27 protein-coding genes, 1 tRNA gene and 1 pseudogene are annotated in these 25,318 nt (G+C 65.9%); 12 read left to right on the top strand and 17 right to left on the bottom strand.

The window, feature by feature from the left end; genetic code table 11:
- Positions 1-217: 217 nt before the first annotated feature.
- The 3 genes from WT60_RS30915 to WT60_RS30905 form a co-directional block, all read right to left on the bottom strand.
- A complete protein-coding gene (locus WT60_RS30915) occupies positions 218-448 on the bottom strand; it encodes a hemin uptake protein HemP (protein ID WP_317135478.1) in 231 nt (76 codons plus the stop codon).
- Between the two features lie 176 nt (positions 449-624).
- The gene (locus WT60_RS30910) at positions 625-1,110 is read right to left on the bottom strand and encodes an SRPBCC family protein (protein WP_038748161.1); all 486 of its coding nucleotides are present in this window, start codon (positions 1,108-1,110) and stop codon (positions 625-627) included.
- A 121-nt stretch (positions 1,111-1,231) separates the two neighbouring features.
- Positions 1,232-2,104 (bottom strand): pirin family protein, encoded by an 873-nt coding sequence (locus WT60_RS30905; RefSeq protein ID WP_038748163.1) that lies wholly within the window; start codon positions 2,102-2,104, stop codon positions 1,232-1,234.
- A gap of 123 nt (positions 2,105-2,227) precedes the next feature.
- Here WT60_RS30905 and WT60_RS30900 point away from each other — a divergent pair, with 123 nt between their 5' ends.
- Positions 2,228-3,199, top strand: coding sequence for a LysR family transcriptional regulator (locus WT60_RS30900; RefSeq protein WP_038748165.1), 972 nt, complete (start codon positions 2,228-2,230; stop codon positions 3,197-3,199).
- A gap of 378 nt (positions 3,200-3,577) precedes the next feature.
- On the opposite strand, the gene WT60_RS30890 is transcribed toward WT60_RS30900, so the two are convergent.
- From WT60_RS30890 to WT60_RS30850, 9 genes are all read right to left on the bottom strand, one after another.
- Positions 3,578-4,006, bottom strand: coding sequence for a biopolymer transporter ExbD (locus WT60_RS30890; protein WP_059574454.1), 429 nt, complete (start codon positions 4,004-4,006; stop codon positions 3,578-3,580).
- 13 nt (positions 4,007-4,019) lie between these two features.
- The gene (locus WT60_RS30885) at positions 4,020-4,751 is read right to left on the bottom strand and encodes a MotA/TolQ/ExbB proton channel family protein (RefSeq protein ID WP_038748168.1); all 732 of its coding nucleotides are present in this window, start codon (positions 4,749-4,751) and stop codon (positions 4,020-4,022) included.
- A 37-nt stretch (positions 4,752-4,788) separates the two neighbouring features.
- Positions 4,789-5,529, bottom strand: a complete 741-nt coding sequence (locus WT60_RS30880) for an energy transducer TonB (RefSeq protein WP_038748170.1) — start codon at positions 5,527-5,529, stop codon at positions 4,789-4,791.
- A gap of 224 nt (positions 5,530-5,753) precedes the next feature.
- A complete protein-coding gene (locus tag WT60_RS30875; RefSeq protein WP_038748172.1) occupies positions 5,754-5,993 on the bottom strand; it encodes a (2Fe-2S)-binding protein in 240 nt (79 codons plus the stop codon).
- A gap of 133 nt (positions 5,994-6,126) precedes the next feature.
- Positions 6,127-6,999: a glutamate racemase gene (gene murI, locus WT60_RS30870; RefSeq protein ID WP_038748174.1), complete on the bottom strand. Its 873-nt coding sequence runs from the start codon at positions 6,997-6,999 to the stop codon at positions 6,127-6,129.
- A gap of 44 nt (positions 7,000-7,043) precedes the next feature.
- The gene (gene bfr, locus WT60_RS30865) at positions 7,044-7,520 is read right to left on the bottom strand and encodes a bacterioferritin (protein WP_038748176.1); all 477 of its coding nucleotides are present in this window, start codon (positions 7,518-7,520) and stop codon (positions 7,044-7,046) included.
- Positions 7,521-7,674: 154 nt separating this feature from the next.
- Entirely contained in the window at positions 7,675-9,210 is a 1,536-nt protein-coding gene (locus WT60_RS30860; protein WP_038748178.1) for a fumarate hydratase, read from the bottom strand.
- Positions 9,211-9,249: 39 nt separating this feature from the next.
- Positions 9,250-9,858, bottom strand: a complete 609-nt coding sequence (locus WT60_RS30855; protein WP_038748180.1) for a TIGR00645 family protein — start codon at positions 9,856-9,858, stop codon at positions 9,250-9,252.
- 244 nt (positions 9,859-10,102) lie between these two features.
- Positions 10,103-11,002 carry a DMT family transporter gene (locus tag WT60_RS30850; RefSeq protein WP_038748182.1) on the bottom strand — a complete coding sequence of 300 codons (900 nt, stop codon included), beginning with the start codon at positions 11,000-11,002 and terminating at the stop codon, positions 10,103-10,105.
- 297 nt (positions 11,003-11,299) lie between these two features.
- Between WT60_RS30850 and acs the strand changes: the two genes are divergently transcribed.
- The 4 genes from acs to WT60_RS30830 all read left to right on the top strand — a co-directional run bounded on the left by acs (position 11,300) and on the right by WT60_RS30830 (position 15,935).
- On the top strand, positions 11,300-13,282 hold the full coding sequence (gene acs, locus WT60_RS30845) for an acetate--CoA ligase (RefSeq protein ID WP_038748184.1): 1,983 nt from the start codon (positions 11,300-11,302) through the stop codon (positions 13,280-13,282).
- Between the two features lie 167 nt (positions 13,283-13,449).
- A complete protein-coding gene (locus tag WT60_RS30840) occupies positions 13,450-13,776 on the top strand; it encodes a DUF4212 domain-containing protein (protein ID WP_038748186.1) in 327 nt (108 codons plus the stop codon).
- Entirely contained in the window at positions 13,770-15,785 is a 2,016-nt protein-coding gene (locus WT60_RS30835; protein WP_038748188.1) for a VC_2705 family sodium/solute symporter, read from the top strand. Before WT60_RS30840 ends, WT60_RS30835 begins: the two co-directional genes overlap by 7 nt.
- Before the next feature lie 60 nt (positions 15,786-15,845).
- A tRNA-Ser gene (locus WT60_RS30830) sits at positions 15,846-15,935 on the top strand.
- A 42-nt stretch (positions 15,936-15,977) separates the two neighbouring features.
- On the opposite strand, the gene WT60_RS30825 is transcribed toward WT60_RS30830, so the two are convergent.
- Complete coding sequence (locus tag WT60_RS30825; protein WP_257790888.1) at positions 15,978-16,763, bottom strand: site-specific integrase; 786 nt, start codon at positions 16,761-16,763, stop codon at positions 15,978-15,980.
- A 241-nt stretch (positions 16,764-17,004) separates the two neighbouring features.
- On the opposite strand from WT60_RS30825, the pseudogene WT60_RS30815 reads away from it, so the two are divergent.
- Positions 17,005-17,469 (top strand): annotated as a pseudogene (locus WT60_RS30815) (integrase core domain-containing protein); the annotation flags it as partial.
- Positions 17,470-17,542: 73 nt separating this feature from the next.
- Here the strand turns inward: WT60_RS30815 and WT60_RS34155 are convergent.
- Together WT60_RS34155 and WT60_RS30805 are read right to left on the bottom strand one after the other, a co-directional pair.
- Positions 17,543-17,962: a hypothetical protein gene (locus tag WT60_RS34155; protein WP_145986925.1), complete on the bottom strand. Its 420-nt coding sequence runs from the start codon at positions 17,960-17,962 to the stop codon at positions 17,543-17,545.
- Positions 17,935-18,684, bottom strand: coding sequence for a ClbS/DfsB family four-helix bundle protein (locus WT60_RS30805; protein ID WP_269467181.1), 750 nt, complete (start codon positions 18,682-18,684; stop codon positions 17,935-17,937). The genes WT60_RS34155 and WT60_RS30805 overlap by 28 nt, the downstream gene beginning before the upstream one ends.
- Positions 18,685-18,751: 67 nt before the next feature.
- Here WT60_RS30805 and WT60_RS34150 point away from each other — a divergent pair, with 67 nt between their 5' ends.
- The 3 genes from WT60_RS34150 to WT60_RS30785 all read left to right on the top strand — a co-directional run bounded on the left by WT60_RS34150 (position 18,752) and on the right by WT60_RS30785 (position 20,870).
- Entirely contained in the window at positions 18,752-19,126 is a 375-nt protein-coding gene (locus tag WT60_RS34150) for a hypothetical protein (RefSeq protein ID WP_145986924.1), read from the top strand.
- Positions 19,123-19,752, top strand: a complete 630-nt coding sequence (locus tag WT60_RS30795) for an NAD-dependent dehydratase (protein ID WP_038748196.1) — start codon at positions 19,123-19,125, stop codon at positions 19,750-19,752. The genes WT60_RS34150 and WT60_RS30795 overlap by 4 nt, the downstream gene beginning before the upstream one ends.
- A 512-nt stretch (positions 19,753-20,264) precedes the next feature.
- The gene (locus tag WT60_RS30785; protein ID WP_038748198.1) at positions 20,265-20,870 is read left to right on the top strand and encodes a flavin reductase family protein; all 606 of its coding nucleotides are present in this window, start codon (positions 20,265-20,267) and stop codon (positions 20,868-20,870) included.
- Positions 20,871-21,213: 343 nt separating this feature from the next.
- On the opposite strand, the gene WT60_RS34840 is transcribed toward WT60_RS30785, so the two are convergent.
- On the bottom strand, positions 21,214-21,366 hold the full coding sequence (locus WT60_RS34840) for a hypothetical protein (protein WP_186448632.1): 153 nt from the start codon (positions 21,364-21,366) through the stop codon (positions 21,214-21,216).
- A 92-nt stretch (positions 21,367-21,458) separates the two neighbouring features.
- On the bottom strand, positions 21,459-22,793 hold the full coding sequence (locus WT60_RS30775; protein ID WP_060355907.1) for a PLP-dependent aminotransferase family protein: 1,335 nt from the start codon (positions 22,791-22,793) through the stop codon (positions 21,459-21,461).
- A gap of 88 nt (positions 22,794-22,881) precedes the next feature.
- Here WT60_RS30775 and WT60_RS30770 point away from each other — a divergent pair, with 88 nt between their 5' ends.
- The 3 genes from WT60_RS30770 to WT60_RS30765 all read left to right on the top strand — a co-directional run bounded on the left by WT60_RS30770 (position 22,882) and on the right by WT60_RS30765 (position 25,161).
- The gene (locus tag WT60_RS30770; RefSeq protein ID WP_060355906.1) at positions 22,882-23,499 is read left to right on the top strand and encodes a DJ-1/PfpI family protein; all 618 of its coding nucleotides are present in this window, start codon (positions 22,882-22,884) and stop codon (positions 23,497-23,499) included.
- A 334-nt stretch (positions 23,500-23,833) separates the two neighbouring features.
- Positions 23,834-23,983, top strand: coding sequence for a hypothetical protein (locus WT60_RS34145; protein WP_186448631.1), 150 nt, complete (start codon positions 23,834-23,836; stop codon positions 23,981-23,983).
- 101 nt (positions 23,984-24,084) lie between these two features.
- Positions 24,085-25,161 carry an acetyltransferase gene (locus WT60_RS30765; RefSeq protein WP_081989553.1) on the top strand — a complete coding sequence of 359 codons (1,077 nt, stop codon included), beginning with the start codon at positions 24,085-24,087 and terminating at the stop codon, positions 25,159-25,161.
- Positions 25,162-25,318: the final 157 nt, after the last annotated feature.

Below are 25,318 nucleotides of genomic sequence, written 5' to 3'. Positions count from 1 at the left end.
TTTCGCTTCGCAAGCCGTGCAAGCAAAAAAAGCGACGCGCCATCGGACGCGTCGCTTTCTCTTTCACGCAGTGAGAACCCCAAAAAAAGCGGCTTGGCTTGCTATAACGGCTGCTTGAATATGTTTGCACGAAGGGGTCTAGACTCGCGTGCAAGCCGTCATGGCTGGCTAATGCCCAACACCTCTCGTAGAGGTGGTCCCCACAATACTCGGTTCGTTACTTCGTCAGAATCAGCTTGCCCAGGCGGGTGGCCCGCAACTGGTAGGTTTCGCCGTTGTGCGCGATGCTCACGTGGCTTTGGCCTTGCAACAGCGCATCGCTGCTCACCACGCGCTGCCCGGCGTTCGTGGCTGCCGCGGGTTTCGCTGCGGACTTCACCGGTTCCGCCGGCGTCGTCACGGCCGCCTTGGGGCGGCTGCTGGATGCGGTGCCGCCCGGGCGGCGCAACGTAAGCGTATTGGAGCGCATAGGTTCGGTCATTCAGGCGATTGGTGAGTTGCGATTCGATGGAATGAATTCTAAATGATAACCATTCCCATTTACAACGTAAGTTTATTGATCGGAACCTGGATGTCGATAGGCATGGGCAAAGAGGGCGACGGATACGCCGTCGCCAGGCATGGTCAATGCAGCGGGTCCGGGTCCTTGCGGCCCTGCGTGTACTCGCGAATCAGGCGGACGGTATCGATGTCGGACGTGCGGTAGGCTTCCTTCACGATCTCGTGCGTCTGGCGCGCGTCTTCGCTGTCGTTGCTGACGGGCAGCGTCGTCCGGTATTCGAAGCGCAGGAATAGTTGCTGATCGTCGCGCTCTTCGATTGTCATCGTCAGCGAGCCGCCGATCTCGCCGTCGGCCGCGTGGATGTCGTAGCGCACCTGCTCGTTCGGCGTGAACGTCACGCGGTCGCGGACCGTCGCTTTGCCGTAGTGCAGCTCGCGCTCGAGCGTCGTCTCCGTGCGTTCGTGGACGATGCAGCGGTCGAGGCCGATCACGAAAAGCTGCGGCTGCTCGGCGCGCAGCACGAGACCTTCCCATAGCTGCGCGCGAGTCAGCGTCGGCAGGGCCGGGTTGTCGGCGGCGTTAATCTGGATCAGATGTTCGAAGTTCAAAGCGGCGGATTCCTTCTGTAGTGCGGCCCTTGCCGGGCGCGAGAAGATATTGTGACGTAAATCCGCTGTAGTGGCGGACGTTGCCGCCCTCCGTCGTTTGGCCGACGCGTGCCGCCGGTGCCTAGGCGGGAATGCGGCCCATGCGGCCCGTCTGATAATCGACGACCGCCTCGCGGATTTCGTCCTCGGTGTTCATCACGAACGGGCCGTAGCGCACGATCGGCTCGTTGAGCGGCGCGCCGCCGATCAGCAGCAGTTCGAGCGGCGTGTCGCCCGCGGCAAAGACCACGGTGTCGCCGTCTTCCGCGTACACGACCATGTGGCGCGCGTCGACCGCCGTCCTGTCGGCGCCGTAGAATCCGCCGCCCTCGATCGGATAGGCGAACACGCGAAAGCCAGCCGGCACGGGCTGCTCGACGAGCGCGCCGGGCGACAGCGTGAAATGCAGATAGAGCATCGGCGTGCGCGTCTCGATCGTCGCGCGCGCGCCGAATGCATCGCCGGCGATCACGCGAACTTTCGCGCGGCCGTCGGCCGATTGGGCCGTGGGAATGCGCGCGGCCGGGATGTCCTGGTAGCGCGGCGCGATCATCTTGTCGCGGCGCGGCAGGTTCACCCAAAGCTGGAACGCGTGCGCGTGGCCGCCCCGGCGCGCGAATTCGGGGTCGGGCAGCTCGCTGTGGACGACGCCCGCGCCCGCCGTCATCCATTGCACGTCGCCGGGGCCGAGCGCGCCCGCGTGGCCCGCCGAATCGCGATGACGGAACCAGCCGTCGAGCACGTACGTGACCGTTTCGAAGCCGCGATGCGGGTGGTCGGGGGCGCCTTTCGCATCGCCCGGCGCGTAATCGACGGGCCCCATTTCGTCGAGCAGCAGGAACGGGTCGAAATCCGTCAGCAGGCGGGTCGGAAACGGGCGGTGAACCACGAAGCCGCCGCCTTCCGTGGTGCGAAGCGAGGGGTAGGTGCGCTGGATCGAGCGGGCGATAGTCATGGGAGGGCTCTAGGAATGGCTGGGAATAGCGATATTTTTGCAACGTAAGGCTATTATATTGAGCGAATTGCCGATTAAATCTGCTCGATTCGCAATGGATCGTTGTGGAATTGGAACGATGAAATGACTATCGACGCACATAACCTGAACGACTTGATGTACTTCTCTCAGGTGGTCGAGCACGGCGGCTTCTCGGCCGCGGAGCGCGTGCTCGGAATCTCGAAGTCGCGCCTGTCGCGGCGGCTCACCGAGCTCGAGGCGACGCTCGGCGTGCGCCTGTTGCAGCGTTCGACTCGCAAGCTCGCGTTGACCGAGGCGGGGCAGCTTTTCTATCAGCATTGCCAAGCAATGTTGTCCGAAGCGCAGGCCGCGATGAATGCAGTGCAGCAACTACGCTCGGCGCCGCGGGGCACGGTGCGTGTGAGCGTGCCCGTTACGTTGTCGCAGACGATGCTTTCGCGTCTGCTGCCGGAATTCCTGCGCCGCTATCCCGAAGTGCGCGTGCAGATTCGCGTGACGAATCGCGTGATCGATCTCTTCGAAGACTCGATCGACGTCGCGCTGCGCGTGCGATCCGAGCCGCCGCAGAACGCGAACATCGTCGTGCGGCCGCTGTGGCGCACCGAGCAGATGCTCGTCGGCGCGCCGAGCCTGCTGCAGCAGAACGCGCCGCCTCTCGTGCCCGACGATCTGTCGAGATTCGACACGCTCGATACGCCGTCGGGCGACGGCCGTCACGTATTCAACCTGATCGCGCCGGACGGCACGCGCCACGCGCATGAGCACGAGCCGCGCCTCGTGACGGCGGATCTGATGTCGATCCGCGAAGCGGTGCTCGACGGGGTCGGAATCGCGGCATTGCCGGAGTCGATGTACGGCAATGCGCTGCGAGCGGGGCAACTGTCGCCGGTGATGCCGGGCTGGACGCTGCCCGTGCCGCAGCTCTACGCGGTGTTCGTGTCGCGGCAGGGGATGCCGCCCGCCGTGCGTGCGTTCGTCGACTATCTCGTCGAGAAGCTCGACAGCGAAAACTACAAGGAGCCCAGCTGCCCGGAGCGCGGCGCGAAGGACGCGGACATGAAGATTTCGATCTGACGAAATCGGAAGCTCGCGTGTGCATCGGTTTTGGCATTTGACGCGCGTCACGCAATCGGTAGTTTCAATCGTCGGCTGCTTGAATGCGTGCGCGGCTAGGCCTATATTGAAATCCCATTTCGTGAGGGAAGGTGCCAAGCGAAACAAGGTGGCCGCATATGTTGCGAGCCAGATAGGGCAGACCGCGCTAGTCCGTGCAGACCACGGCATGTCGCATCGCGTTGCTCGACGTGCAGCAGTCAGGCCGTCGGGTCCGCCGCCCGAAGGCGCCCGTGCGCGCATGAAAAAAGGCCTTCATCTGGCGATGAGGGCCTTTTACTTTGTGCCGCGTGCGTTTGTGCCGCGTGCGTTTATCGCACGCGGCATGCAACACGGCGATTACTTCGCGTTCGACTTCGGCTCGGTCACGAAGCCGAGCTTCGTCAGGCCGCCCGCCTGCGCGGCCGACATCACTTCAGCGACCTTTTCGTACGCGACCTTGCGATCCGCGCGCAGATGCAGCTCCGGCTGCGGCGTCGTTTGCGCGGCTTGCGCGATTCGCGCCTGCAGATCGGTTGCGTTCACCGGATGGTCGTCCCACAGAACCGTGCCGTCGCCTTCGATCGCGACGTCGATCGTCTTCGGCTTCACTTCGACCGGCTGGCTGCTCGCGCGCGGAAGGTCGATCTTCACCGCGTGATGCATCGCCGGAATCGTGACGAGGAAGATGATCAGGAGTACGAGCATGACGTCGACGAGCGGCGTCATGTTGATCTCGTTCATCAGGCCGTCGTCGTCATCGTCGCCGAAGCTGGTGTTCATTGCCATCGCGAACCTCCGCTCAGTTCGCGCGCGCGGCGAGGCGCAGCCCGTCGCGCTGGGCCGACGACGCGAGGCGCGCGCCCGTCACGAAGTAGGCGTGCAGGCCATGCGCGAAGCGGCGCAGGCGGCTCACGATGCTCTTGTTCGCGCGCGTGAGCGCGTTGTAGCCAAGCACGGCGGGAATCGCGACGAACAGGCCGAACGCGGTCATGATCAGCGATTCGCCGACGGGGCCGGCGACCTGATCGATCGACGTCTGGCCCGTCGCGCCGATCACGAGCAGCGCGTGATAGATGCCCCACACGGTGCCGAACAGGCCGACGAACGGCGCGGTGCTGCCGATCGACGCGAGAATCGCGAGCCCGCTCTGCATTCGCGCGATGCCTTCGTCCATCGTGTCCTTCAGGCAGCGCGTGACCCAGTCGGACACGTCCATCCGGTCGTGCAGGTGCGGCTGTGTCTGATGGTGATGATCGGCGGCCTCCTGGCCGGACAGCGCGAGCGCGAGGAACGGGTTGTCCTGCGTCGACGACGATGCGCGGCCGAGCTTCTTCACGCCTTCCTCGAAATCGTCCGAATGCCAGAACGACTGCTCTGCATCTTTCGACAGACGCTTCAGGCGAATCACGTTCCAGCCTTTGATGACGATCACCATCCACGACAGGATCGACATCACGAGGAGCGCGATCGCGATGAACCGCGTAACGAAGTCACCTTGCGCCCACACGTGCGCGATTCCGTAGCTTTGCATTTCCTTTCCTTGTTGTTTCTTTCGGGTGTTGCCGAGATTAGTCGGTCAGAGTGAAGTCGTAGGGCTGCGTGTAGGCGGCGCGCATCGGCTGCCCGTTCTGCATGTATGGCTGGCACGGCGACGAGCGGATCGCGTCGAGCGCCGCGTCGTCGAGGCGCGCAAAGCCGCTGCTCTGGACGACTTGCGCGCTTTCGATCTTGCCCGTCAGGCCGACGACGAAGCGCACCTTCACGACGCCCGTCTCGCCGCGGCGCTTCGACAGCGTCGGATATGCAGCCTTCGCGATTTGGCAGGTCAGATGCGCGCCTTCCTTCGGCGCGACGATTTCCATCGTCGGGCGGCTCGTCGGCGCGCCGGCGGGCGGCGCTGCCTTCGCGCTCGTGTCGGCGGGAGCCGCGGGCGCGGGCGGTGCGGGTTCCGGCGCGGTGATCGCGTTCGGCGATGGCTCGTGCGACACGGGCAGCGGCGTCGGACTCGGTTTCGCGACCGGCCGGGGCGCGGGCGCCGGCTTCGGCTTGACCTTCGGGACGGGTTTCGGCGGCTCGGGCGTCGGCGCCGACTGGATGCCGACCGGCTGTGCGACGGGCGCGCTCAGCAACTGGGCGGTGATCGTCTTCGACTCGAGCGATCGATGCGGTGCGTCGTTGCGCATCAGCAGTGCGCCGGTCAGCAGGATCGCGTGTCCGGCGAGAACCGCCACGGCAGCGGTGACGACGCGGGGATTCATACGGGGAAAAACCGGCGCGGAGGCGGCCGGCAGGGAATTCGAAACCTGCATGTTAGCTTCGTAGCGCGGCGGCGCGCGTGACGTACGCCGCGAAGTGCGGCATCACTTGCGGAAGATCAGCAAAGAGATGCACACAGTAGTCACGAATCCGATCAGCAATTCCATTACGGGCTCCTTCGCAGGTAGGCCGTTGGCTCGCGCGGGCAGGCTTGCTGACGGGCTGGTAAAACGAGAGCGCGGCGCGCGCGGCGCCGCGTGCGATCCTGGCGCGCCGGTCAGGCCGCCTTGCGTTCGTAGAACGCGATTGGAACCGGCACGGCGGCGTGGTGCTCGACGCCGCAGCGGCTCGCACAAACGCCCTGTTCCGCCATGATGTCGCGCACGGTTTCCTCGCACTTGCCGCAGCACGTAGCGACCCCGAGTTCGAACTGGAGTTCGTCGAAAGTGTCCACGCCTTCCGCGAGGGATGCGCGAATCTTCCGATCGGAAACGGACTTGCACACGCAGACGATCATGATGGAGCGCGATAGCTAACGTTAATGCGAATTATTATCATTATATTTGTGGGGCTTGGCAAGCGCGGTCCCGGGTTTTTTGTAACAAAACCAGGCGCTTGGAAGGGTTTTCGGGCGACGGCGGGCGGCGCGGCTACGCCGGATGGGCGGCGGGCGCGGCCGTGCTCGGGGAGGAAATGGTGACGGATTCGGCCGGCACGTCGAGCCCGAGCAGTGTCGCGGCGAGAGACTGCAGTTGCCGGCCATCGCCCGTCGAGCAGAGGCGCGGCGGCGGTGCCGGCCGGGAGCCGGCCGGCGCGCGCAGATCGCGCTCGTCCAGTATCCGCGAAAGCTGGCGGGCGATCGCGTCGCTCGTGTCGATCAGATGCAGGCGGTTGGACGTTACGTCGCGGATCGCGGCGTCGAAGAACGGGTAGTGCGTGCAGCCGAGCACGAGCGTGTCGGCGCCCGCCGCAAGCATCGGCTCGAGGTAGCCCGCGAGCAGCGCGCGCAGCTCGGGCGAGCCGGTGTCGCCGCGCTCGACCGCCTCGACGAGGCCATGCCCCGCCTGGCAGATGAAGCGGCAGTCGGCGGCATGGCGCGCGATCAGCGCGCCGAAGCGCGCGCTGCGCAGCGTCGCCTGCGTCGCGAGCACGCCCGCGATGCGCGTCTTCGAATGTTGCGCCGCCGGCTTGATGCCGGGCTCGACGCCGACGAGCGGAATCGGCAGGCGCTCGCGCACGAGCGCGATCGATTGCGCGGTTGCGGTGTTGCACGCGACGACGAGCGCCTTCGCGCCTCGTGCGGCGAGCCATTCGCCGATCGCGAGCGTGCGCTCGACGATGAACGCGTCCTCGCGCGGGCCGTACGGCGCATGACGGGAATCCGCGACGTAGACGAGCGCCTCGTCGGGCAGCCGCTCGCGCACCGCGCGCAGCACCGACAGGCCGCCGAGCCCCGAATCGAAGATGCCGATCGGCGCATGGGCGGGCGATGCGCGGAAATCGGATGCGGGCGGCGGCGTCATGTCGGCGAGCGAGCGTGGATCGAATAGAAATCGAACGGGAGGAATTACTCCGGCGAGCCCATCATCGACTGCTGATAGTTCTGAATGCCGACCTTGCCGATCAGGTCGATTTGCGTTTCGAGCCAGTCGATGTGCTCTTCGGTATCGTCGAGGATCTTCTCGAAGATTTCGCGCGACACGTAATCACGCACCGATTCGCAATATGCGATCGCTTCCTTGCACGTCGACTGCGATATCTGCTCGAGCTTCAGATCGCATTTCAGGATTTCCTCGGTTTCCTCGCCGATCAGCAGCTTGTGCAGATCCTGCAGGTTCGGCAGGCCGTCGAGCATGAACACGCGCTCGATCAGCCAATCCGCGTGCTTCATTTCGCCGATCGATTCGTCGTATTCGTGCTTGCCGAGTTTTTCGAGACCCCAATGCTTGTACATCCGCGCATGCAGGAAATATTGATTGATCGCGGTCAGTTCGTTCTTCAACTGGGCGTTCAGATATTCGATGACTTTCTTATCGCCTTGCATGTTCGTTCCTTGTGACGTGTGGGGGCTTGAATTTCTGAACGATAAACGCTCGTTCCTGAAAAGCCAAGGGCGAATTCGTTCGAAATCCGAAAGGTGAACGAATTCGCCGCATCGAAAAGGCCGGATTGAAATCCGGCCTGAAAATCATTCTTATTTACGCGTTCGCGACAGGAATCTTGCCGATTTTCGCCTGCCATTCCTTCGGCCCCGTTTGGTGGACCGACGTGCCTTGCGAATCGACGGCGACCGTCACCGGCATGTCCTGCACGTCGAACTCGTAGATCGCTTCCATGCCGAGATCCTCGAATGCGAGCACCTTCGCGCCGCGGATCGCCTTCGACACGAGATACGCCGCGCCGCCGACCGCCATCAGGTAAGCCGCCTTGTGCTTCTTGATCGCGTCGATCGCCACCGGGCCGCGCTCGGCCTTGCCGACCATCGAGATGAGGCCCGTCTGCGCGAGCATCGTCTCGGTGAACTTGTCCATGCGCGTGGCCGTCGTCGGGCCGGCCGGGCCGACCACTTCGTCGCGCACCGGATCGACCGGGCCGACGTAGTAGATCACGCGGTTCGTGAAATCGACGGGCAGCTTCTCGCCCGCGGCCAGCATGTCGGCGATGCGCTTGTGCGCGGCGTCGCGGCCCGTGAGCATCTTGCCCGACAGCAGCAGCGTCTGGCCCGGCGCCCAGCTGGCGACTTCTTCCGGCGTCAGCGCGTTCAGATCGACGCGCTTGCTGGTTTCGGTGTTCGGTTCCCACTGGACCTTCGGCCACGCGTCGAGCGACGGCGCTTCAAGCTTGGCCGGGCCCGAGCCGTCGAGCACGAAGTGCGCGTGGCGCGTGGCCGCGCAGTTCGGGATCAGCGCGACCGGCTTCGACGCCGCGTGCGTCGGCGCGGCCATGATCTTCACGTCGAGCACGGTCGCCAGACCGCCGAGACCCTGCGCGCCGATGCCGAGCGCGTTGACCTTCTCGTGCAGCTCGACGCGCAGTTCCTCGACCCAGTCCTTCGGCCCGCGCGCGATGATCTCCTGGATGTCGATCGGCTCCATCAGCGATTCCTTCGCCATCAGCATCGCTTTCTCGGCGGTGCCGCCGATGCCGATCCCGAGCATGCCGGGCGGGCACCAGCCCGCGCCCATCGTCGGCACGGTCTTCAGCACCCAGTCGACGATCGAGTCGGACGGGTTCAGCATCACGAACTTCGACTTGTTTTCCGAGCCGCCGCCCTTCGCCGCGACCTGCACGTCGACCTTGTCGCCCGGCACGATCTCGTAGTGGATCACGGCCGGCGTGTTGTCCTTCGTGTTCTTGCGCGCGCCTTCGGGCGGATTCACGATCGATGCGCGCAGCACGTTGTCCGGATGCGTGTAGCCGCGGCGCACGCCCTCGTTGATCATGTCGGTGACGCTCATCGTCGCGCCGCCGTTTTCACTTGCCCAGCGCACGTCCATGCCGACCTTCACGAAGATCGTGACGATACCCGTGTCCTGGCAGATCGGGCGGCGGCCTTCCGCGCACATGCGGCTGTTCGTCAGGATCTGCGCGATCGCGTCTTTCGCGGCCGGGCTTTCCTCGAGCTCGTATGCGCGGCCGAGCGCCTCGATGTAGTCGAGCGGGTGGTAGTAGCTGATGTACTGCAGCGAATCCGCGATGCTCTGGATCAGGTCTTCCTGTTTGATGACGGTCATGGCTGAGACTCTGTGAGGACTGTGGGTATGGGAATCGACTCAGGCCGACTGTTGCGCCGGCTCGCGCGGCGCCGACGGCTGCGCCGGCGCTTCGTGGTAATGCTCGGGGTGCGTGTGCGTCGTCAGGCGGTCGACCCATGCCATCACGAGCGCCGACACGAGGAACGCGACGTGGATCAGCACCTGCCACATGATCGCGTGCACCGTGTGCTGGTCCGGATTGATGAACGTCTTCAGCAGGTGGATCGACGAGATGCTGATGAGCGCCATCGACAGCTTCACTTTCAGCACGCCCGCGTTCACGTGGTCGAGCCATTCCGGTTCGTCGGGGTGGCCCTCGACGCCGAGGCGCGACACGAACGTTTCATATCCGCCGACGATCACCATGATGAGCAGGTTCGAGATCATCACCACGTCGATCAGGCCGAGCACGGCGAGCATGATGTTTGTCTCGTCGAGGCCGGCCGCGTGCGACAGCAGGTGCCAGACTTCCTTCAGGAACAGGAACACGTAGATCGCCTGCGCGACGATCAGGCCCAGATAAAGGGGCACTTGCAGCCAGCGGCTCATGAAGATGACGGCGGGCAGCGGGCGCATCTTGCGGCGGGCCGGGCGGGCGGGGCGCGGATCGGTTGGGGCGGCGGACATGGTCGGGCGAAGCGGGGACGCGGGGATATGGAACGTTTTTGAAAAAAAGCGCGTTATTGTAACGCGTCGGCCGGACCGCTTGCAGCGGCGCAGCATCGCGGCCAGGCGCGCTCGACGCGCCCGCCGGCGGCGCGCCGAGCGCGTGCGCGGTGCGAATGTCGTGTGGTGCGGTGTGTGCGCGGTGCGCTTGCAGCGGTAAAGGTGCTTCGTCGCACGGACGGCGCGCCGCCCGCGCGGCGCTCGCTCAGGGCGAGACGGGCGGCGAGCGCCGCACGCGCAGGCTCGCGAGCACGATCCCCGTCACCACGCACGCGAGCGCGAAGCCGTGCGCGAGCGTCGGCCGTTCGCCGAGGAACAGGATGCCGTAAATCGCGGCCGAGATCGGCAGCACCGCGCTGAACACGCCGGCGAGGCTGCCCGGCACGTGGCGGATGCCCTTCATCCACAGCCAGAACGAGAAGATGCTCGCCGACAGGCCGTACCAGACGACGAGCGCCCAGATGCCCGCCGGCACGCTCGCGTAGTCGAAATGCCAGAGCGCGCCCGCGCCGAGCGGCAGCATCAGCAGCAGGCCGAACAGGTGCGTGTACGCGCAGATGTCGATCGGCGCGAGCGTTTGCGTGAGGCGCCGCGACAGGATCACGTAGATCGACTCGCAGCAGACCGCGCCGAGCATCAGCAGATTGCCCGAGAGCGAGCTCGCGTGGCCGCCGCCTTCGCTCGCGCCGCTGTTCGCGAGATTGATCGTCACGACGCCGACGATCGCGAGCGCGATCGACACGAGCGCACGCCCGTTCGGTTTCTCGCGCAGGAAGAGCCACGCGAACAGCGCGACGACGGCCGGAATCGTGCTCGTGATGACGCCCGCCGCGACGGCGCTCGTGCGCTGCACGCCGTTGAGCATCAGCAGCGTGAACATGAACGTGCCGAAGAACGCCTGCAGGAACAGGTTCAGCCACTCGCCGCGCTTGACGGTGCGCATCTTGACCGGGCTGAAGAGCGGCCAGAGCACCGCGTTCGCGATGACGAAGCGCAGCGTGGCGAGAATGGCGACGGGAACGAAGGCGACGATCGATTTGCCGATGCCGACGTTGCTGCCGACGAGCAACATCGACACGATGAGAAAGAGGGCGTAGCGATTCAAGCTGGAATCCGGGCGACGAGTTAGTTAGCATTGTAGGGTCGCGTGAAAGCTAGCGTAAAGCAGCATCGGCGCGCTCGTCGCGTAAGTGACGGGTAAGTTCCGGCGCTTATCGTGAAACGTCTGCATCGCTTCGCCGCGGCCGGTTGGCGTGGTGCGATGCAGCATCGCGCGCCGCGTGAGCCGCATGCGGCGCGCAGGGTGGGAGACAGGCGCATTGCGCGCCGAATTAGACACGGCGCGCCCGATCGCGCCGGCATGTAGTGTGTAGTGGATTCCATGTTCACCAAGGGGTAGTCGATGTCTGCGATTGAATCGGTTCTGCACGAACGCCGCCAGTTCGCGCCGCCCGCCGCAGTGGAGAAGGCGGCGGCCATTTCCAGCATGGCGGCTTATCGGGCGCTCGTCGAAGAGGCTGAGCGCGATTACGAAGGATTCTGGGCGCGCCTCGCGCGCGAGACGCTCGAATGGCGCAAGCCGTTCGGCAAGGTGCTCGACGAGACGAACGCGCCGTTCTACAAGTGGTTCGAGGACGGCGAGCTGAACGCGTCGTACAACTGTCTCGACCGCCACGTCGCCGCCGGCCTCGGCGAGCGCGTCGCGGTGATCTTCGAGGCCGACGACGGCACCGTCACGCGCGTCACCTACGCCGATCTGCTCGCGCGCGTCTCGCGCTTCGCGAACGCGCTGAAGAGGCGCGGCGTCGGCCGCGGCGACCGCGTCGTCATCTACATCCCGATGTCGGTCGAGGGCATCGTCGCGATGCAGGCGTGCGCGCGGATCGGCGCGACGCACTCGGTCGTGTTCGGCGGCTTTTCGTCGAAATCGCTGCACGAGCGCATCGTCGACGTCGGCGCGACCGCGCTCGTCACCGCCGACGAGCAGATGCGCGGCGGCAAGACGCTGCCGCTCAAGAGCATCGCCGACGAGGCGCTCGCGATGGGCGGCTGCGACGCGGTGAAGACCGTCGTCGTCTATCGCCGCACGGGCGGCCGGGTCGACTGGCACGAAGGCCGCGACGTCTGGATGCACGAAATCGTCGCGAACGAGGCCGACCAGTGCGAGCCCGAGTGGGTCGGCGCCGAGCATCCGCTCTTCATCCTGTATACGTCCGGCTCGACCGGCAAGCCGAAGGGCGTGCAGCACAGCACGGGCGGCTACCTGCTGTGGGCCGCGCAGACGATGAAATGGACGTTCGACTGGAAGCCGACCGACGTGTTCTGGTGCACGGCCGACATCGGTTGGGTCACGGGCCACTCGTACATCACGTACGGCCCGCTCGCCGTGGGCGCGACGCAAGTCGTGTTCGAGGGCGTGCCGACGTATCCGAACGCCGGCCGCTTTTGGAAGATGATCGGCGACCACAAGGTGTCCGTGTTCTACACCGCGCCGACCGCGATCCGCTCGCTGATCAAGGCCGCCGAAGCCGACGTCCACGTGCATCCGAAGAGCTACGATCTGTCGAGCCTGCGTATCATCGGCACGGTCGGCGAGCCGATCAATCCGGAAGCGTGGATCTGGTATCACAAGCACGTCGGCCAGGAACGCTGCCCGATCGTCGATACGTGGTGGCAGACCGAAACGGGCGGCCACATGATCACGCCGCTCCCCGGCGCGACGCCGACCGTGCCGGGCTCGTGCACGCTGCCGCTGCCGGGCATCATGGCCGCCGTCGTCGACGAAACGGGGCAGGACGTGCCGAACGGGCAGGGCGGCATTCTCGTCGTCAAGCGCCCGTGGCCGGCGCTGGCGCGCACGATCTGGGGCGACCCGGACCGCTTCAAGAAGAGCTACTACCCCGCCGAGCTCGGCGGCAGCCTGTATCTGGCGGGCGACGGCACCGTGCGTGACAAGGAAACCGGCTACTTCACGATCATGGGCCGCATCGACGACGTGCTGAACGTGTCCGGACACCGGCTCGGCACGATGGAGATCGAGTCGGCGCTCGTGTCGCACGAGCTCGTCGCGGAAGCGGCGGTCGTCGGCCGGCCGGACGACACGACGGGCGAGGCGGTCGTCGCGTTCGTCGTGCTCAAGCGCTCGCGTCCGGAAGGCGAAGAGGCGGCCACGCTCGCGAAGGCGCTGCGCGACTGGGTCGGCAAGGAGATCGGGCCGATCGCGAAGCCGAAGGACATCCGCTTCGGCGACAACCTGCCGAAGACGCGCTCGGGCAAGATCATGCGGCGCCTGCTGCGCTCGCTCGCGAAGGGCGAGGCGATCACGCAGGACACGTCGACGCTCGAGAACCCCGCGATCCTCGAACAGCTCGCCGAAGTGCGCTAAACGCGTGCGACGCGCGGCGCGCGATTGAGTGCGCGCCGCGCGAGCCCCTGCGCGGCAATCCCGATTGCCCGCGCAGGGGCTTTTTGTTACACAAGCGCATGGCCGCTTCTTCTTCAGGTTCTTCTTCGCCGACGCCGACGCCGACGCATACCGCCGAGCCGCCGTTCGTGCCGGCACGGCTCGCGCGCGCACACGCGCGCTACTGGCGTTTCAACGTCGCGCTGATCGCCGTGTTGATGACGATCGGCTGCATCGTATCGTTCATCGTGCCGCTCTTCGCGCCGGCGCTCGAGCCTCTGCGCTTCGCCGGTTTCAGCCTGCCGTTCTACGTCGGCGCGCAAGGCGCGATTCTCGTCTATCTCGCGTTGATCGCCGTCTACATCGTGCTGATGCAGCGCGCCGACCGAATCCTGCGGCGCGACTACGACGCGTGTGCGGGCGAGGCGAAGCGTGACGACGCCCATCCGCATCCGACGGACGCCGACGCATGCTGACGAATCGGCTGGTTCGGGCGTATGCGCTATACACGATCGGCTTCGTCGCGTTCGTGCTGCTGCTCTGGCGGATCGAGCGCGCGACCGGACCGGGCGTGTGGATCGGCTACGTGTTCCTGTTCGTGCCGATCGCGGTGTATGCGGTGATCGGGCTGCTGTCGCGAACGTCGGATCTCGTCGAATACTACGTCGCCGGGCGGCGCGTGCCGTCCGCGTTCAACGGCATGGCGACCGCCGCCGACTGGCTCTCCGCCGCCTCGTTCATCGGCCTCGCGGGCTCGCTGTACGCGACCGGCTACGACGCGCTCGCGTACTTGATGGGCTGGACGGGCGGCTTCTGCCTTGTCGCGTTCCTGCTCGCGCCTTACGTGCGCAAGCTCGCGCGCTACACGATTCCCGATTTCCTCGGCACGCGCTTCTCGAGCACGCTCGTGAGGGCGCTTGCGGCGATCGCCGCGATCCTGTGCTCGTTCGTCTACCTCGTCGCGCAGATACAGGGCATCGGCCTCATCGCGACGCGCTTCATCGGCGTCGATTTCTCGATCGGCATCTTCTGCGGACTGGCGGGGATTCTCGTTTGCTCGTTTCTCGGCGGGATGCGCGCGGTCACGTGGACGCAGGTCGCGCAGTACATCATCCTGATCATCGCGTTCCTGCTGCCGGTTTCGCTGATCTCGATGAAGAACGGCCTCGGGCCCGTGCCGCAGTTCAATTACGGCCATCTGATGTCGCGCGCCGAAAAGCTCGAGGCGCAGATGCGCGACGCGCCGCAGGAGCGGCAGGTGCGCGACGCGTATCGCCGGCAGGCGGCCGAGATCCAGGCGCAGCTCGATAGGCTGCCGGCGTCGTACGACGACGCGCGCGCGCGGCTCGTGGCAGAAGTGGCCGCGCTGCGCCGGCACAACGGGCCGCTGCGCGAGATCAACCAGCGCGAGCGCGAGCTCGCCGAATTTCCGCGCGATTCGGCGGCGGCGCGGATTGCGTGGGAGCAGGCGCGCGACGATCTGCTCGCGCGCGCGGCCGATCCGGTGCCGATGCACGAGCCGTTTCCGGCCGCGAGCGACGACGACCGCCGGCCGCGCGAGCGCAACTTCCTCGCGCTGCTGCTGTGCCTGTCGCTCGGCACGGCGAGCCTGCCGCACATCCTGACGCGCTACAACACGACGACGTCGGTCGCATCCGCGCGGCGCTCGGTCGGCTGGACGTTGTTCTTCATCGCGCTGTTCTACCTGACGGTGCCGGTGCTCGCGGTGCTGATCAAATACGAGATCCTGACGAACCTGGTGGGGCGGCCGTTCGCCGATCTGCCCGCATGGATCACGCAATGGCATCGATTCGAGCCGGGGCTCATCAGCGTCGTCGATCAATTGCGCGACGGCATCGTCCACTGGTCCGAGATCCAGATGCAGCCCGACATCGTCGTGCTCGCGGCGCCGGAGATTGCGGGGCTGCCGTACGTCGTGTCGGGGCTGATCGCGGCGGGTGCGCTTGCCGCGGCGCTGTCGACGGCGGACGGGCTGCTGCTGACGATCGCGAACGCGCTGTCGCACGACGTCTACTACCACATGGTCGCGCCAGACGCGTCGAGCCAGCGGCGCGTGACGATTTCGAAGGTGCTGCTGCTCGGCGTCGCGCTGTTCGCGTCGTATGTCGCGTCGCTGAATACCGGGAAGATCCTGTTTCTCGTCGGGGCGGCGTTTTCGCTCGCGGCATCGAGCTTTTTCCCGGTGCTCGTGCTCGGCGTGTTCTGGAAGCGCACGACGACGCGCGGCGCGGTGGCGGGGATGGTGACGGGGCTGGGCGTATGCGTTTATTACATCGTGTCGACGTATCCGCTCTTCACGCAGATCACGGGCTTTGCGGGACCGAGCTGGTTCGGCATCGAGCCGATCAGTTCCGGCGTGTTCGGCGTGCCGGCCGGGTTTGCGACGGCGATCGCCGTGAGCCTGCTGGATCGGCGGCCGGACGCCTATACGAACGCGCTCGTCGACTACATCCGGCATCCGTGACGCGGGTTTTGCCAAGGGGTGGCGGTGCGGTTCCGGAATTTGCTATACTTGCCGTCTTCCGGAGAGATGGATGAGTGGTTTAAGTCGCACGCCTGGAAAGCGTGTATAGGTGAAAGCCTATCGGGGGTTCGAATCCCCCTCTCTCCGCCAGAATTCCTTTATAATTCAAGTGCTTGGCGAAGCGGGTGGCGATTAATTGCCTTGATTTCCTGCTGTTTTCTGTACGGAATCGCAACTTAATCGCAACGTCGATTCCGCAAACTTCTCCACTGCTTTTCCGCCCGCATCGGGGTCCGCCGTAGGCATCCACCTAGCGTAGATTCGAACGGTTGTGTTCTGGTTCGAATGGCCCATTTGGCGAGCTACCCACATTGGATGCTCCCCAGCGGAGAGCATCATAGATGCGTATGTATGGCGTGTCTGGTAAGGCTTTCTGTACTTGACCTGTGCCTTCTTTAGTCCCCGAGTCCACACTATCCGGATGGGGGAGTCCCCGGACCATCGAGCATCGTTTCGCGGGTCCTGGAATACTTCCCGGCCTTGTAGATACGTGTGAGCCTTTTGGGCGACTAGCGCAGACATGGCAGGCGGCAAGAGCTTTACCTCCCGGCGACTTGAACGTGTCTTCGTGTCCTCTGCCTCCTTTGCGGTCTGGGTCAATGCCCGTTTGACGACTATCACGCCGCGCTTCCAATCGATGTCCGTCCAATTGAGCGCGACAAGCTCCGAAGTACGTAGCCCGGTCCAAAACGCGAACCGAAACATATTTGCCGCCTGTGGAGGCATGGCTGCGACAATTTCCCGTTGCTCGTCCGCAGTGAATGGGTCTACGTCGTCCTCCTCCTTCGGTGCCTCCTTCTTCCGGTATGTCCACCCGTGGAGGGGATTGGCGGTCAACAACTCATCCTGTACCGCGTCTTCGAGTGCCTTCCGTACAACACTCTGGATGTTGGCAAGACGTTTGTTTGTACATTCCATCTTGTCCAGCCAGTCCCGGAAATCGTTTCGCTTGAGGCTGCCAAGCTCCCGTGAACCGAAGGTCGGAACAAGGTGACCAGTCCTTATCGAGCACGCCGCGCTTGAGCGCTACGGCAGTCCGTGCGACTCGGGGCAGTGAGCCCCATATGTAGAAGACCGACAACACGATAGACGCAGCCGCCGCGTAGCTGCTGAGGGGGAGGGACGAGAGGCCGTAGAGTGCAGTCCCCGTCGACGCGGCGACGGGCGGGCGTTGAAGATGCTTTGCGTGATCGATGAATACACTCGCGAATGCCTGGCGATCGAAGTCGGTGCCAGCTTGCGGTCGCAGGATGTGATCTTGACGCTGTCGCGACTGATGCGGCTGTACGGCAAGCCCGCATTCGTTCGGTCTAACAACGGCGCTGAATTTACTGCTGCCAAGGTCATGCGCTGGCTGCGAGACGCTGCAATCGGTCCGGCCTTCATCGCGCCTGGCAGTCCGTGGCAAAACGGGTTCGTCGAGAGCTTTAACGGCAAGCTGCGTGACGAATTGCTGAACCGGGAATGGTTCCGCAGCCGTGCCGAGGCCAAGGTACTCATCGAACGCTGGCGGCAGTTCTACAACGAGCGCCGGCCTCATAACGCGCATCGCTATCAACCTCCGGCCACGGTCCGTCGAGCCTGGTTGGATTCCGATAATATCGACGCGAAACTCACTGCCTGATTGGCTACAAAATCCCGCCGCAGGTCAATTCGACGCGGAGAGGAATTGGGGTGCGGGTGGGTGAGATGTGGCGTTAATCGAGGATGTTGTTTTGCTTGATGATTTCGTCGCTGGGGCGGCGCTTTTTTTGAATCGTGTGCGAGATAGCGCGTTCGAATTCGGGGGAGCCGGACTGAGCGGAATGAGCGAAATTTTGAATGACGAACATTCCGGCGATGGGCAGCTGTTCGTTCATCACTTGTTCACGGAGCTTCGGAGCCTTGAAGCGCTTGCGGTGACGAAGGCGCGCGGTCGCGTGGCTCGGCATGGCGATTCCGCCAAAACGGCGCACGACGACTTTCGCGGTGACGGGCGTAAAACATGTCGGAAACGGGGGCGTCGTATCGTTCGATGTCGAAAATCTGCATCGCATCGCATCGCATTGCAGCAGCCCATGCCGGCCGCGACCTTCCGAGAAATTCGCCGTCAGGTGATCCCATGGGCTTTCTTCCACTTGCGCAAACGCGCGCGCGCATTGGCATACGGCGACGACGTATTGAATTGGATCATCCGTCCCAGCGTGTATTTCTCGTACCAGCGCGCGCCATACAGAGATTCGTCGGTTTCCCGCTCGACGAGCGACACGATGCGCGCGTGCACGTCGGCGAACCGGTGCAGCAAGCCGGGATAGTCGTCATGGGCATGATCGGCATAGAACTTCTGTGCCAGGCGCCCCAGTTCGTTCCACTTGTACCCGGTATCGGGAAAATCCACCGGCCGGCCGTGCGCGCTGGCGTCGCACCATTTCAGCACCAACTGGTTCCAGCCGATCAGGTAGGCCACCAGATCGGCCGCGCTCATCCGCGTGCCTCGTGCGTGGCCTTCCAGGGTAGCCTCACGTGCGCGTTCCGGCGGCACGCCGGCAAGGTCCGCCGCCAGCTTTTCGTAAGTGGTGCGGATCGCATCCAGCAATTCCTGCCTGGTTTGTGGGATAGCCATGTCGTGTGATTCCCGCACGTTGTCGAATGCGTTCGGATGCCGACGGACGACGGCCCGCCAGGCAGGGAACAATCGTTTTGGTTCGGCGGCGGCTACGTCGCCGCTGCAAGATAGCGGAAGTTGTCCCGTGCGGCGGCCGAGCCGAGCATCCGGCGCTCGTATCATGCGCAAGGCAACCGCGTGCCGATCCGTTTCGATTGTGAGCGCGTTGCGCGCGCGTCGGCAATGGTCAATCAACGTGCGAACTCGTTGGGCTTTCGCTTGTCGATTCGCCACAACGTCGAGGCGCTTGGCGCGATCGATCTTGATCTCTTCTTTCGCTCGCGCCGCAGATTCGTCGGCGCAAGCCGCTTTCGATCGGCGAAATCGCGGCGATGCCGTTCTTCTCGATACGGCTCGCGCAGGACTTGCCGGCCGATTTTCGACGTTCGATCCGAATCGCTGCACACAGTTCAAAATCCCTTATCCTGCGTTTCTGGCGTCGATCGTCCGGGCGGCAACGGACACGAACACCTGGAACGGTCGTCCGGCTTCGCGCCGGGCGTTCGAGCAACGGAACGGAATGCATCGGCGCGACGGGCGACGGCATGGCCAGCCGCCCGGCAAGAGAATCGCCGGGCGATGTGGCAAGGCCGCCGTCGTCGCCGATGCACGCCACGCACCGAGGAATTCAGGATGAAGCTGCTTCTCGTCGGATCGACCGGGCTCGTCGGCCGACACGTGCTGGACCTGGCGCTTGCCGATCCGCGTGTCGACGGCGTGGTGGCGCTCGCGCGCCGCGCGCTGCCTGCACATCCGAAGCTGCACGCGCCGCGCGTCGACTTCGATCGCCTGCCCGACGACGCGCCGTGGTGGCGCGCGGACGCGGTGATCTGCACGCTCGGCACGACGATGCGCGCCGCGGGCTCCCGGCCCGCGTTCAGGCGCGTCGATCACGACTATCCGCTCGCGGTCGCGCGCATCGCGCGGCAGCACGGCACGCCGACCTACGTGCTCAATTCGGCCGTCGGCGCCGATCCGTCGTCGCGCTTCTTCTACAACCGCGTGAAGGGCGAACTGGAGCGGGATCTGGCCGGTCTCGGCTTCGCTTCATTCACCGCGGTGCGGCCGGGGCTGATCGGTGGGCAGCGCGGCGAGTTTCGCGCCGGCGAGCGGGCCGCGGTGCTCGCGCTGACGCTGCTCGGGCCGCTGCTGCCGCGCGGCTGGCGGATCAACCCGGCGCCGCGGATCGCCCGCGCACTGATCGAGGCGGCGCTGGTTCCGGAGCCGGGCGGGCATGTCGTGGCGTCCGATCGATTGACCTGACCGCCACGCACGTCGGCCCGAACGTCGGCCGGTGGCGCTTGCGCGCCACGGGCGCCGTCAGCGAAGACGGCTAACGAACGCTATCCTTGCGCTTGTGCGAGCGCTGCCGGTAGTCGTCGGGCGATGGACGATGAGCGATGGGTTACGGGTTACGGGCGTCGGCGTCGGCGTCGAAAGACGCATCGTCGAGCCGATCGGTGGCCGTTGCGTCGCGCCGCGCTTGCAAGTGCATGTCGGTCGGCTCGCCGCCGTCGCTTGGGCGGCGCAGGCGAGGTTGGAAGCGATGGATGCGATGCGCATGGCGACCGCATCGAAGCGAGGCCGTCGGCGCATCGGCGACGCATGGCAAGCAACGCGCTCCGGGCGCGCGGCGTGCGGTGCGCAGCGTGTGGCATGAGGTATGTGGCGTGAGGCGCGCGGCGCCAAGCACGCGGCGTCGGCGAATCGATCACGTCCGAACGGTTGCAACCCGCCCGGCATCATCCCGTGGCAATTTTCTTTGTGGAGTCTGAATGGACAGTCATATCGCTGCGGTCGAGCTGAAAAAAGCTTATCGACTCATCAATCACGGTCCGACGGTGCTCGTGTCCGCGCGCCACGACGGCGTGGACAACGTAATGGCGGCGGCATGGGCGTGCGCGCTGGATTTCTCGCCGCCGAAGCTGACGGTGGTGCTCGACAAGGCGACGAAAACGCGCGAGCTCATCGAGAAGGGCGGTGGCTTCGTCGTCCAGGTGCCGACGGCGGCGCAGTTGCGACTTACGCACGAGGTCGGCAGCCATAGCCTGTCGGACCAGCCGGACAAGCTGCAGCGTGCCGGCGTGCAGCTGTTTTCGATCGACGGCCACGACGTGCCTTTCGTCGCGGGCTGCTCCGCGTGGCTCGCGTGCAGGCTCGTGCCGGAGCCGCATAACCAGCAGGCCTACGACCTGTTCATCGGCGAGGTCGTAGCCGCATGGTCCGATACGCGCGCGTTCAAGGACGGGCATTGGCAATTCGAACAAGCGGAGCCGGCGTGGCGGAGCCTGCATCACGTCGCGGGCGGCCACTTCTATGCGATCGGCGACGCGCTCTCGGTTCGCGAGACCGGCGAGCAGCGCATCGAGGAAGCGTTGTAGGCACACGCGGCGCGCGCGAGGCGGGCGCGCTTCGTCGTGGGCTCGGCCGGCGAGCGCATGCTGAGTTTGCGTGCGGGCAGGCAATGAGAAGAGGGGCGATTGAATGGCGGCCCAGACACAAGCGGCCCGGAAGCGGGACACCGATCCAAGCGGTGAGCCGCCATTCAATCGCTCCTCTTCTCATTGTGGCTTGATCGTCTTCGGCCCAGCGCCGCTCGGGTGTGCCGACGAAGCCGCGCGTTACCGAAGTTTTCCCGCTCGGCTGAACCGGCTGGCGTGTTCCCGAGACGACGGCGAACCGACCGCCGGGCCGCGCGCCTGAACAGGCGTCTCTCGCCGATCGTCACGGCAGCGCGGCAAACGGCAGACGGCAGACGGCAAAGGCAAAGGCAAAGGCAAAGGCAAAGGCAAAGGCAAAGGCAAAGGCAAAGGCAAAGGCGCTCGCCGCCGGGCGGTTCGGGGCCGCTTCCGATCGCGTTCGTCGCCGCGCGGTCAAGTGTTCGCACGGTGCGGCGGTCGCTCGCGTATCCGCGACCGGCGCGTGCTTTGTCGGCCCGACCGCCGTTCCGTCCGGCGCTCTTCCGGGTCCTAAAAAGAATATTCGCCGATGACTCGCCTCACCTTGCGCAGCGCGTCGCGCAGCGTTTCCGGATCGACGGACCCGAGCGCGACGCGGATCGCATGCGGCACGTGCGCGGACGTCGCGAACGGCTCGGCGGTCGACACCGACACCTGCTCGCGCATCAGCGCCATCGCGACCTGATCGGCCCGCGCTTCGTCGGCGAGCGGCAGCCACACGAAATACGATGCCGGATGACGAACGCAGCGCAGCCCCGCGAGCGCGTCGGTCGCGATGGCCTGCCGCGCCGCCGCATCGCGGCGCTTGTCGGCCTCGAGGCGCGCGACGGTTCCGTCGTCGAGCCAGCCGCATGCGATCGCCGTCATCACGCCGGGCGTGTTCCACGTGGTGCCGCGGATCGCGCGCTCGATCGCCGGCACCCACTGCACGGGCGCCGCGACGAAACCGACGCGCAGCCCGGTCGCGACGTTCTTCGACAGCCCGGACACGTAGACGGTCGCCTCCGGCGCGAGCGCCGCGATCGGCGCGGGCGGATCGCCGGCGAGAAACGCGTACGCGGCGTCCTCGATGATCATCAGCCCGTGGTGGCGCGCGATCGCGACGAGCCGCCGCCTGCGATGCGCGCTCATCACCCAGCCGAGCGGATTGTGCAGCGTCGGCATCGTGTACACCGCGCGCACCCGGCGCGTTTCGCACAGCCGCGCGAGCGCGTCGAGGTCGGGGCCCTGGCCGGACGCCGGAATCGGCGCGAGCTCGAGGCGCTGCGCGTTCGCGACGACCTTGAAGCCCGGATAGGTCAGCGCGTCGGCGGCGACGACATCGCCGGGCTGCAACAGCGCCATCGCCGTCACGGCGAGCCCGTGCTGAGCCCCGCTCACGATCGTCACCTGCTCGGCGTCGACCGACAGCCCGCGGCACGCGAGATGGCGCGCGACGGAGGCGCGCTCGTGCCACCGCCCGCCGTGCGGCTGGTAGCGCAGCAGCGCATCGAGGTCGCCCGACGATGCGAGCTGCCGCAGCGCGCTTCGCAGCAGCTCGGTCTGCTCGGGCAGCGACGGATAGTTGAAGCCGAGATCGACGACGCCGGAGGCGGCCGCGTGCTGGTCGACGCCGAGCACGCGCGGCAGCGCGGTTTCCCGCACGAACGTGCCGCGGCCGGCTTCGCCGCTGACGAGCCCCATCGCTTCGAGTTCCGCGTAGACGCGCGTGGCTGTGACGAGCGCGAGCCCTTCTGCGGCCGCGAGCTTGCGATGGGTCGGCAGGCGCGTGCCGGGCGGCAGGCGGCCCGAGCGAATGTCGGAGGCAAGTGCGTCGACGAGGCGTTTGTAACGGGCGCGGGCCATACCGATGTATCCATGACAATTATTTGATTGTAGTGATTCTCGGGCATACGATGCGTCGTCGCAATCGATCACTGACGGAGACGACTTCATGCATATCGCCATTCTCACTTTCGAAGGCTTCAACGAGCTCGATTCGCTGATCGCGCTCGGCATTCTCAACTGTGTGAAGACGCGGGGCTGGAGCGTGTCGATCGCGAGCCCGACCGCGCGCGTGAGGTCGATGAACGGCGTCGAGATCGACGCGCAGGCGTCGCTGCGCGACGCGAGCGACGCCGATGCGGTGCTCGTCGGCAGCGGCGTGCGCACGCGCGAAGTCGTGGCCGACGACGCGCTGCTCGCGCAACTGCGGCTCGATCCGTCGCGGCAGCTACTCGGCGCGCAATGCTCGGGCACGCTCGTGCTCGCGAAGCTCGGGGTGCTCGACGGCTTGCCGGCGTGCACCGATCTCACGACGAAGCCGTGGGCGCAGGAGGCCGGCGTCGACGTGCTGAATCAGCCGTTCTTCGCGCGCGGCAACGTTGCGACGGCTGGCGGTTGCCTCGCGTCGCAGTACCTGGCCGCGTGGATCATCGCGCGCCTCGACGGGCGGGAAGCCGCGGAGCGTGCGCTGCATTACGTCGCGCCGGTCGGCGAGAAGGAGGCGTATGTGTCGCGGGCGATGGGACATGTCGCGCGGTATTTAACGGAGGCGCCGACGGCTGCATGAGCGAATGGAGGCCGGAGACGGCTGGCGGAAGAGGCGGCCGGCCGCGCGCCCTTTGCGTCTTGACGCGGGCTTGGTTCGGATCGGGCGCCGGCCTAAGATGAAGCTTCGAGCGCGGCGGACAACGGGCGTTGCGCGGGCAGTGGCGTGACGGGGCCGGCGTTGGTCGAGGCGGAGGCGAGGTCGTGGTCGCGGCGGTGGCTGGCCGTGCGGCGCGGCCGGCGAGGCACGCGGCGCGCGACGTAGCGGTGCGGCGTTTCGTGCAGCGAAGCGGTTGATCGACGGCGAAACGATACAATCGCGGCGCTTCGATTCGTCATGCGAGGCGCGATGAACTGTGAGTGCGCGCATCGCGCTTCGAGCATCGAGCAGGGATAATCGGCCTGCCGAAGCCGAAGCCGAAGCCGAAGCCGAAGCCGAAGCCGAAGCCGAAGCCGAAGCCGAAGCCGAAGCCGAAGCCGAAGCCGAAGCCGAAGCCGAAGCCTGACGTCGAACGTCGAACGGGGCCCTCCTCGTCACTTCATGCATAGGCCACGCTTCATCCCGGCGAAGCACTTCGAACACCGATCGATCGCTTTCTGGAGACCCATGTCGAATTTCGGAATCGCACGCGGCGGGCATCGAGGCCCGCAAGCGGCCCTCCACGAAACGGCGGACGGCGCGGCGAGCCGCGACGCCGGCCGTCCGCCGCCCGCGCGGATCTTCGCCTTCAATGGCGACGCGGACGGCCTGTGCGCGCTGCAGCAGCTGCGTCTTGCCGAAGGGCCGGGCGGAACGCTCGTGACGGGCGTCAAGCGGGACGTTCGATTGCTGGACCGCGTGTCGGCCGCCGCCGGCGACGAGATCACGGTTCTCGACGTGTCGCACGACCAGAACCGCGCGGACGTCGAGCGGCTGCTCGCGGCCGGCGCGCGGCTGCGCTACTTCGATCACCACTTCGCGGGCGCGCTGCCCGACCATCCGAATTTCCACGCGTACATCGACACCGCCGCCGACGTCTGCACGAGCGCGATCGTCGACCGATTCCTGAACGGGCGTCACGCGCGCTGGGCAATCGTTGCGGCGTTCGGCGACGCGCTGCCGCAACTCGGCGAAGCGCTTGCGCGCGCGCATCGCGTCGAGCCGGCGGCGCTCGAGCAATACGCGCGGCTCGGCCGGTGCCTGAATTACAACGCATATGGCGAGCGCGTCGACGATCTGCATTTCGATCCCGCGGCATTGGCGGAGACGATGCAGCCGTTCGCGGACCCACTCGGCTTCATCGACGGAACCGACGTGCTGCGCGTGCTGAGCGACGGTTACGAAGACGATCTGGGCCGAGCGCGCGCGGTGCGCCCGGAGGTGGCGACGTCCCGCGCGATGATGCTCGTGCTGCCGTCCGAGCGCTGGGCGCGCCGCGTGACCGGCGTACTCGCGAACGAGCTCATGCGCGAGCATCCGGCGTGCGCGCTGGCGATTCTGAGTCCGAGGACGGACGGCGGCTACGTCGTCAGCGTGCGCGTGCCCGAGAACGACGCGATCGGGGCGGACGATTTTTGCCGAGGCTTCGCAACGGGCGGCGGGCGAAAGCGCGCGGCGGGCGTCAATCATCTGCCGGCCGATCAGGTCGACCGGTTCGCCGCGCAATTCAGGGCGACGTTCGACGGGCGCGGCAAGAGCGCGTGAGACGCGCGAGCGGCCGGCTGTTGGGGAACGCGAGCGGAAGGGCGATCGGAGCGGGCTGCCGCAGGGCGGCGAACGTGGGTTGCGCGAGCCGGCGCTCGCGCATGCGGCGGCATTGCCGAAGCGCGTTGAGCGGCGGTGCGCGGCGCGCTCGCCGCAT

The sequence above is a fragment of the Burkholderia sp. MSMB617WGS genome, from assembly GCF_001532025.2.
Lineage (GTDB): Bacteria > Pseudomonadota > Gammaproteobacteria > Burkholderiales > Burkholderiaceae > Burkholderia > Burkholderia savannae.
This window is presented reverse-complemented; position numbering and strand designations above follow the sequence as displayed.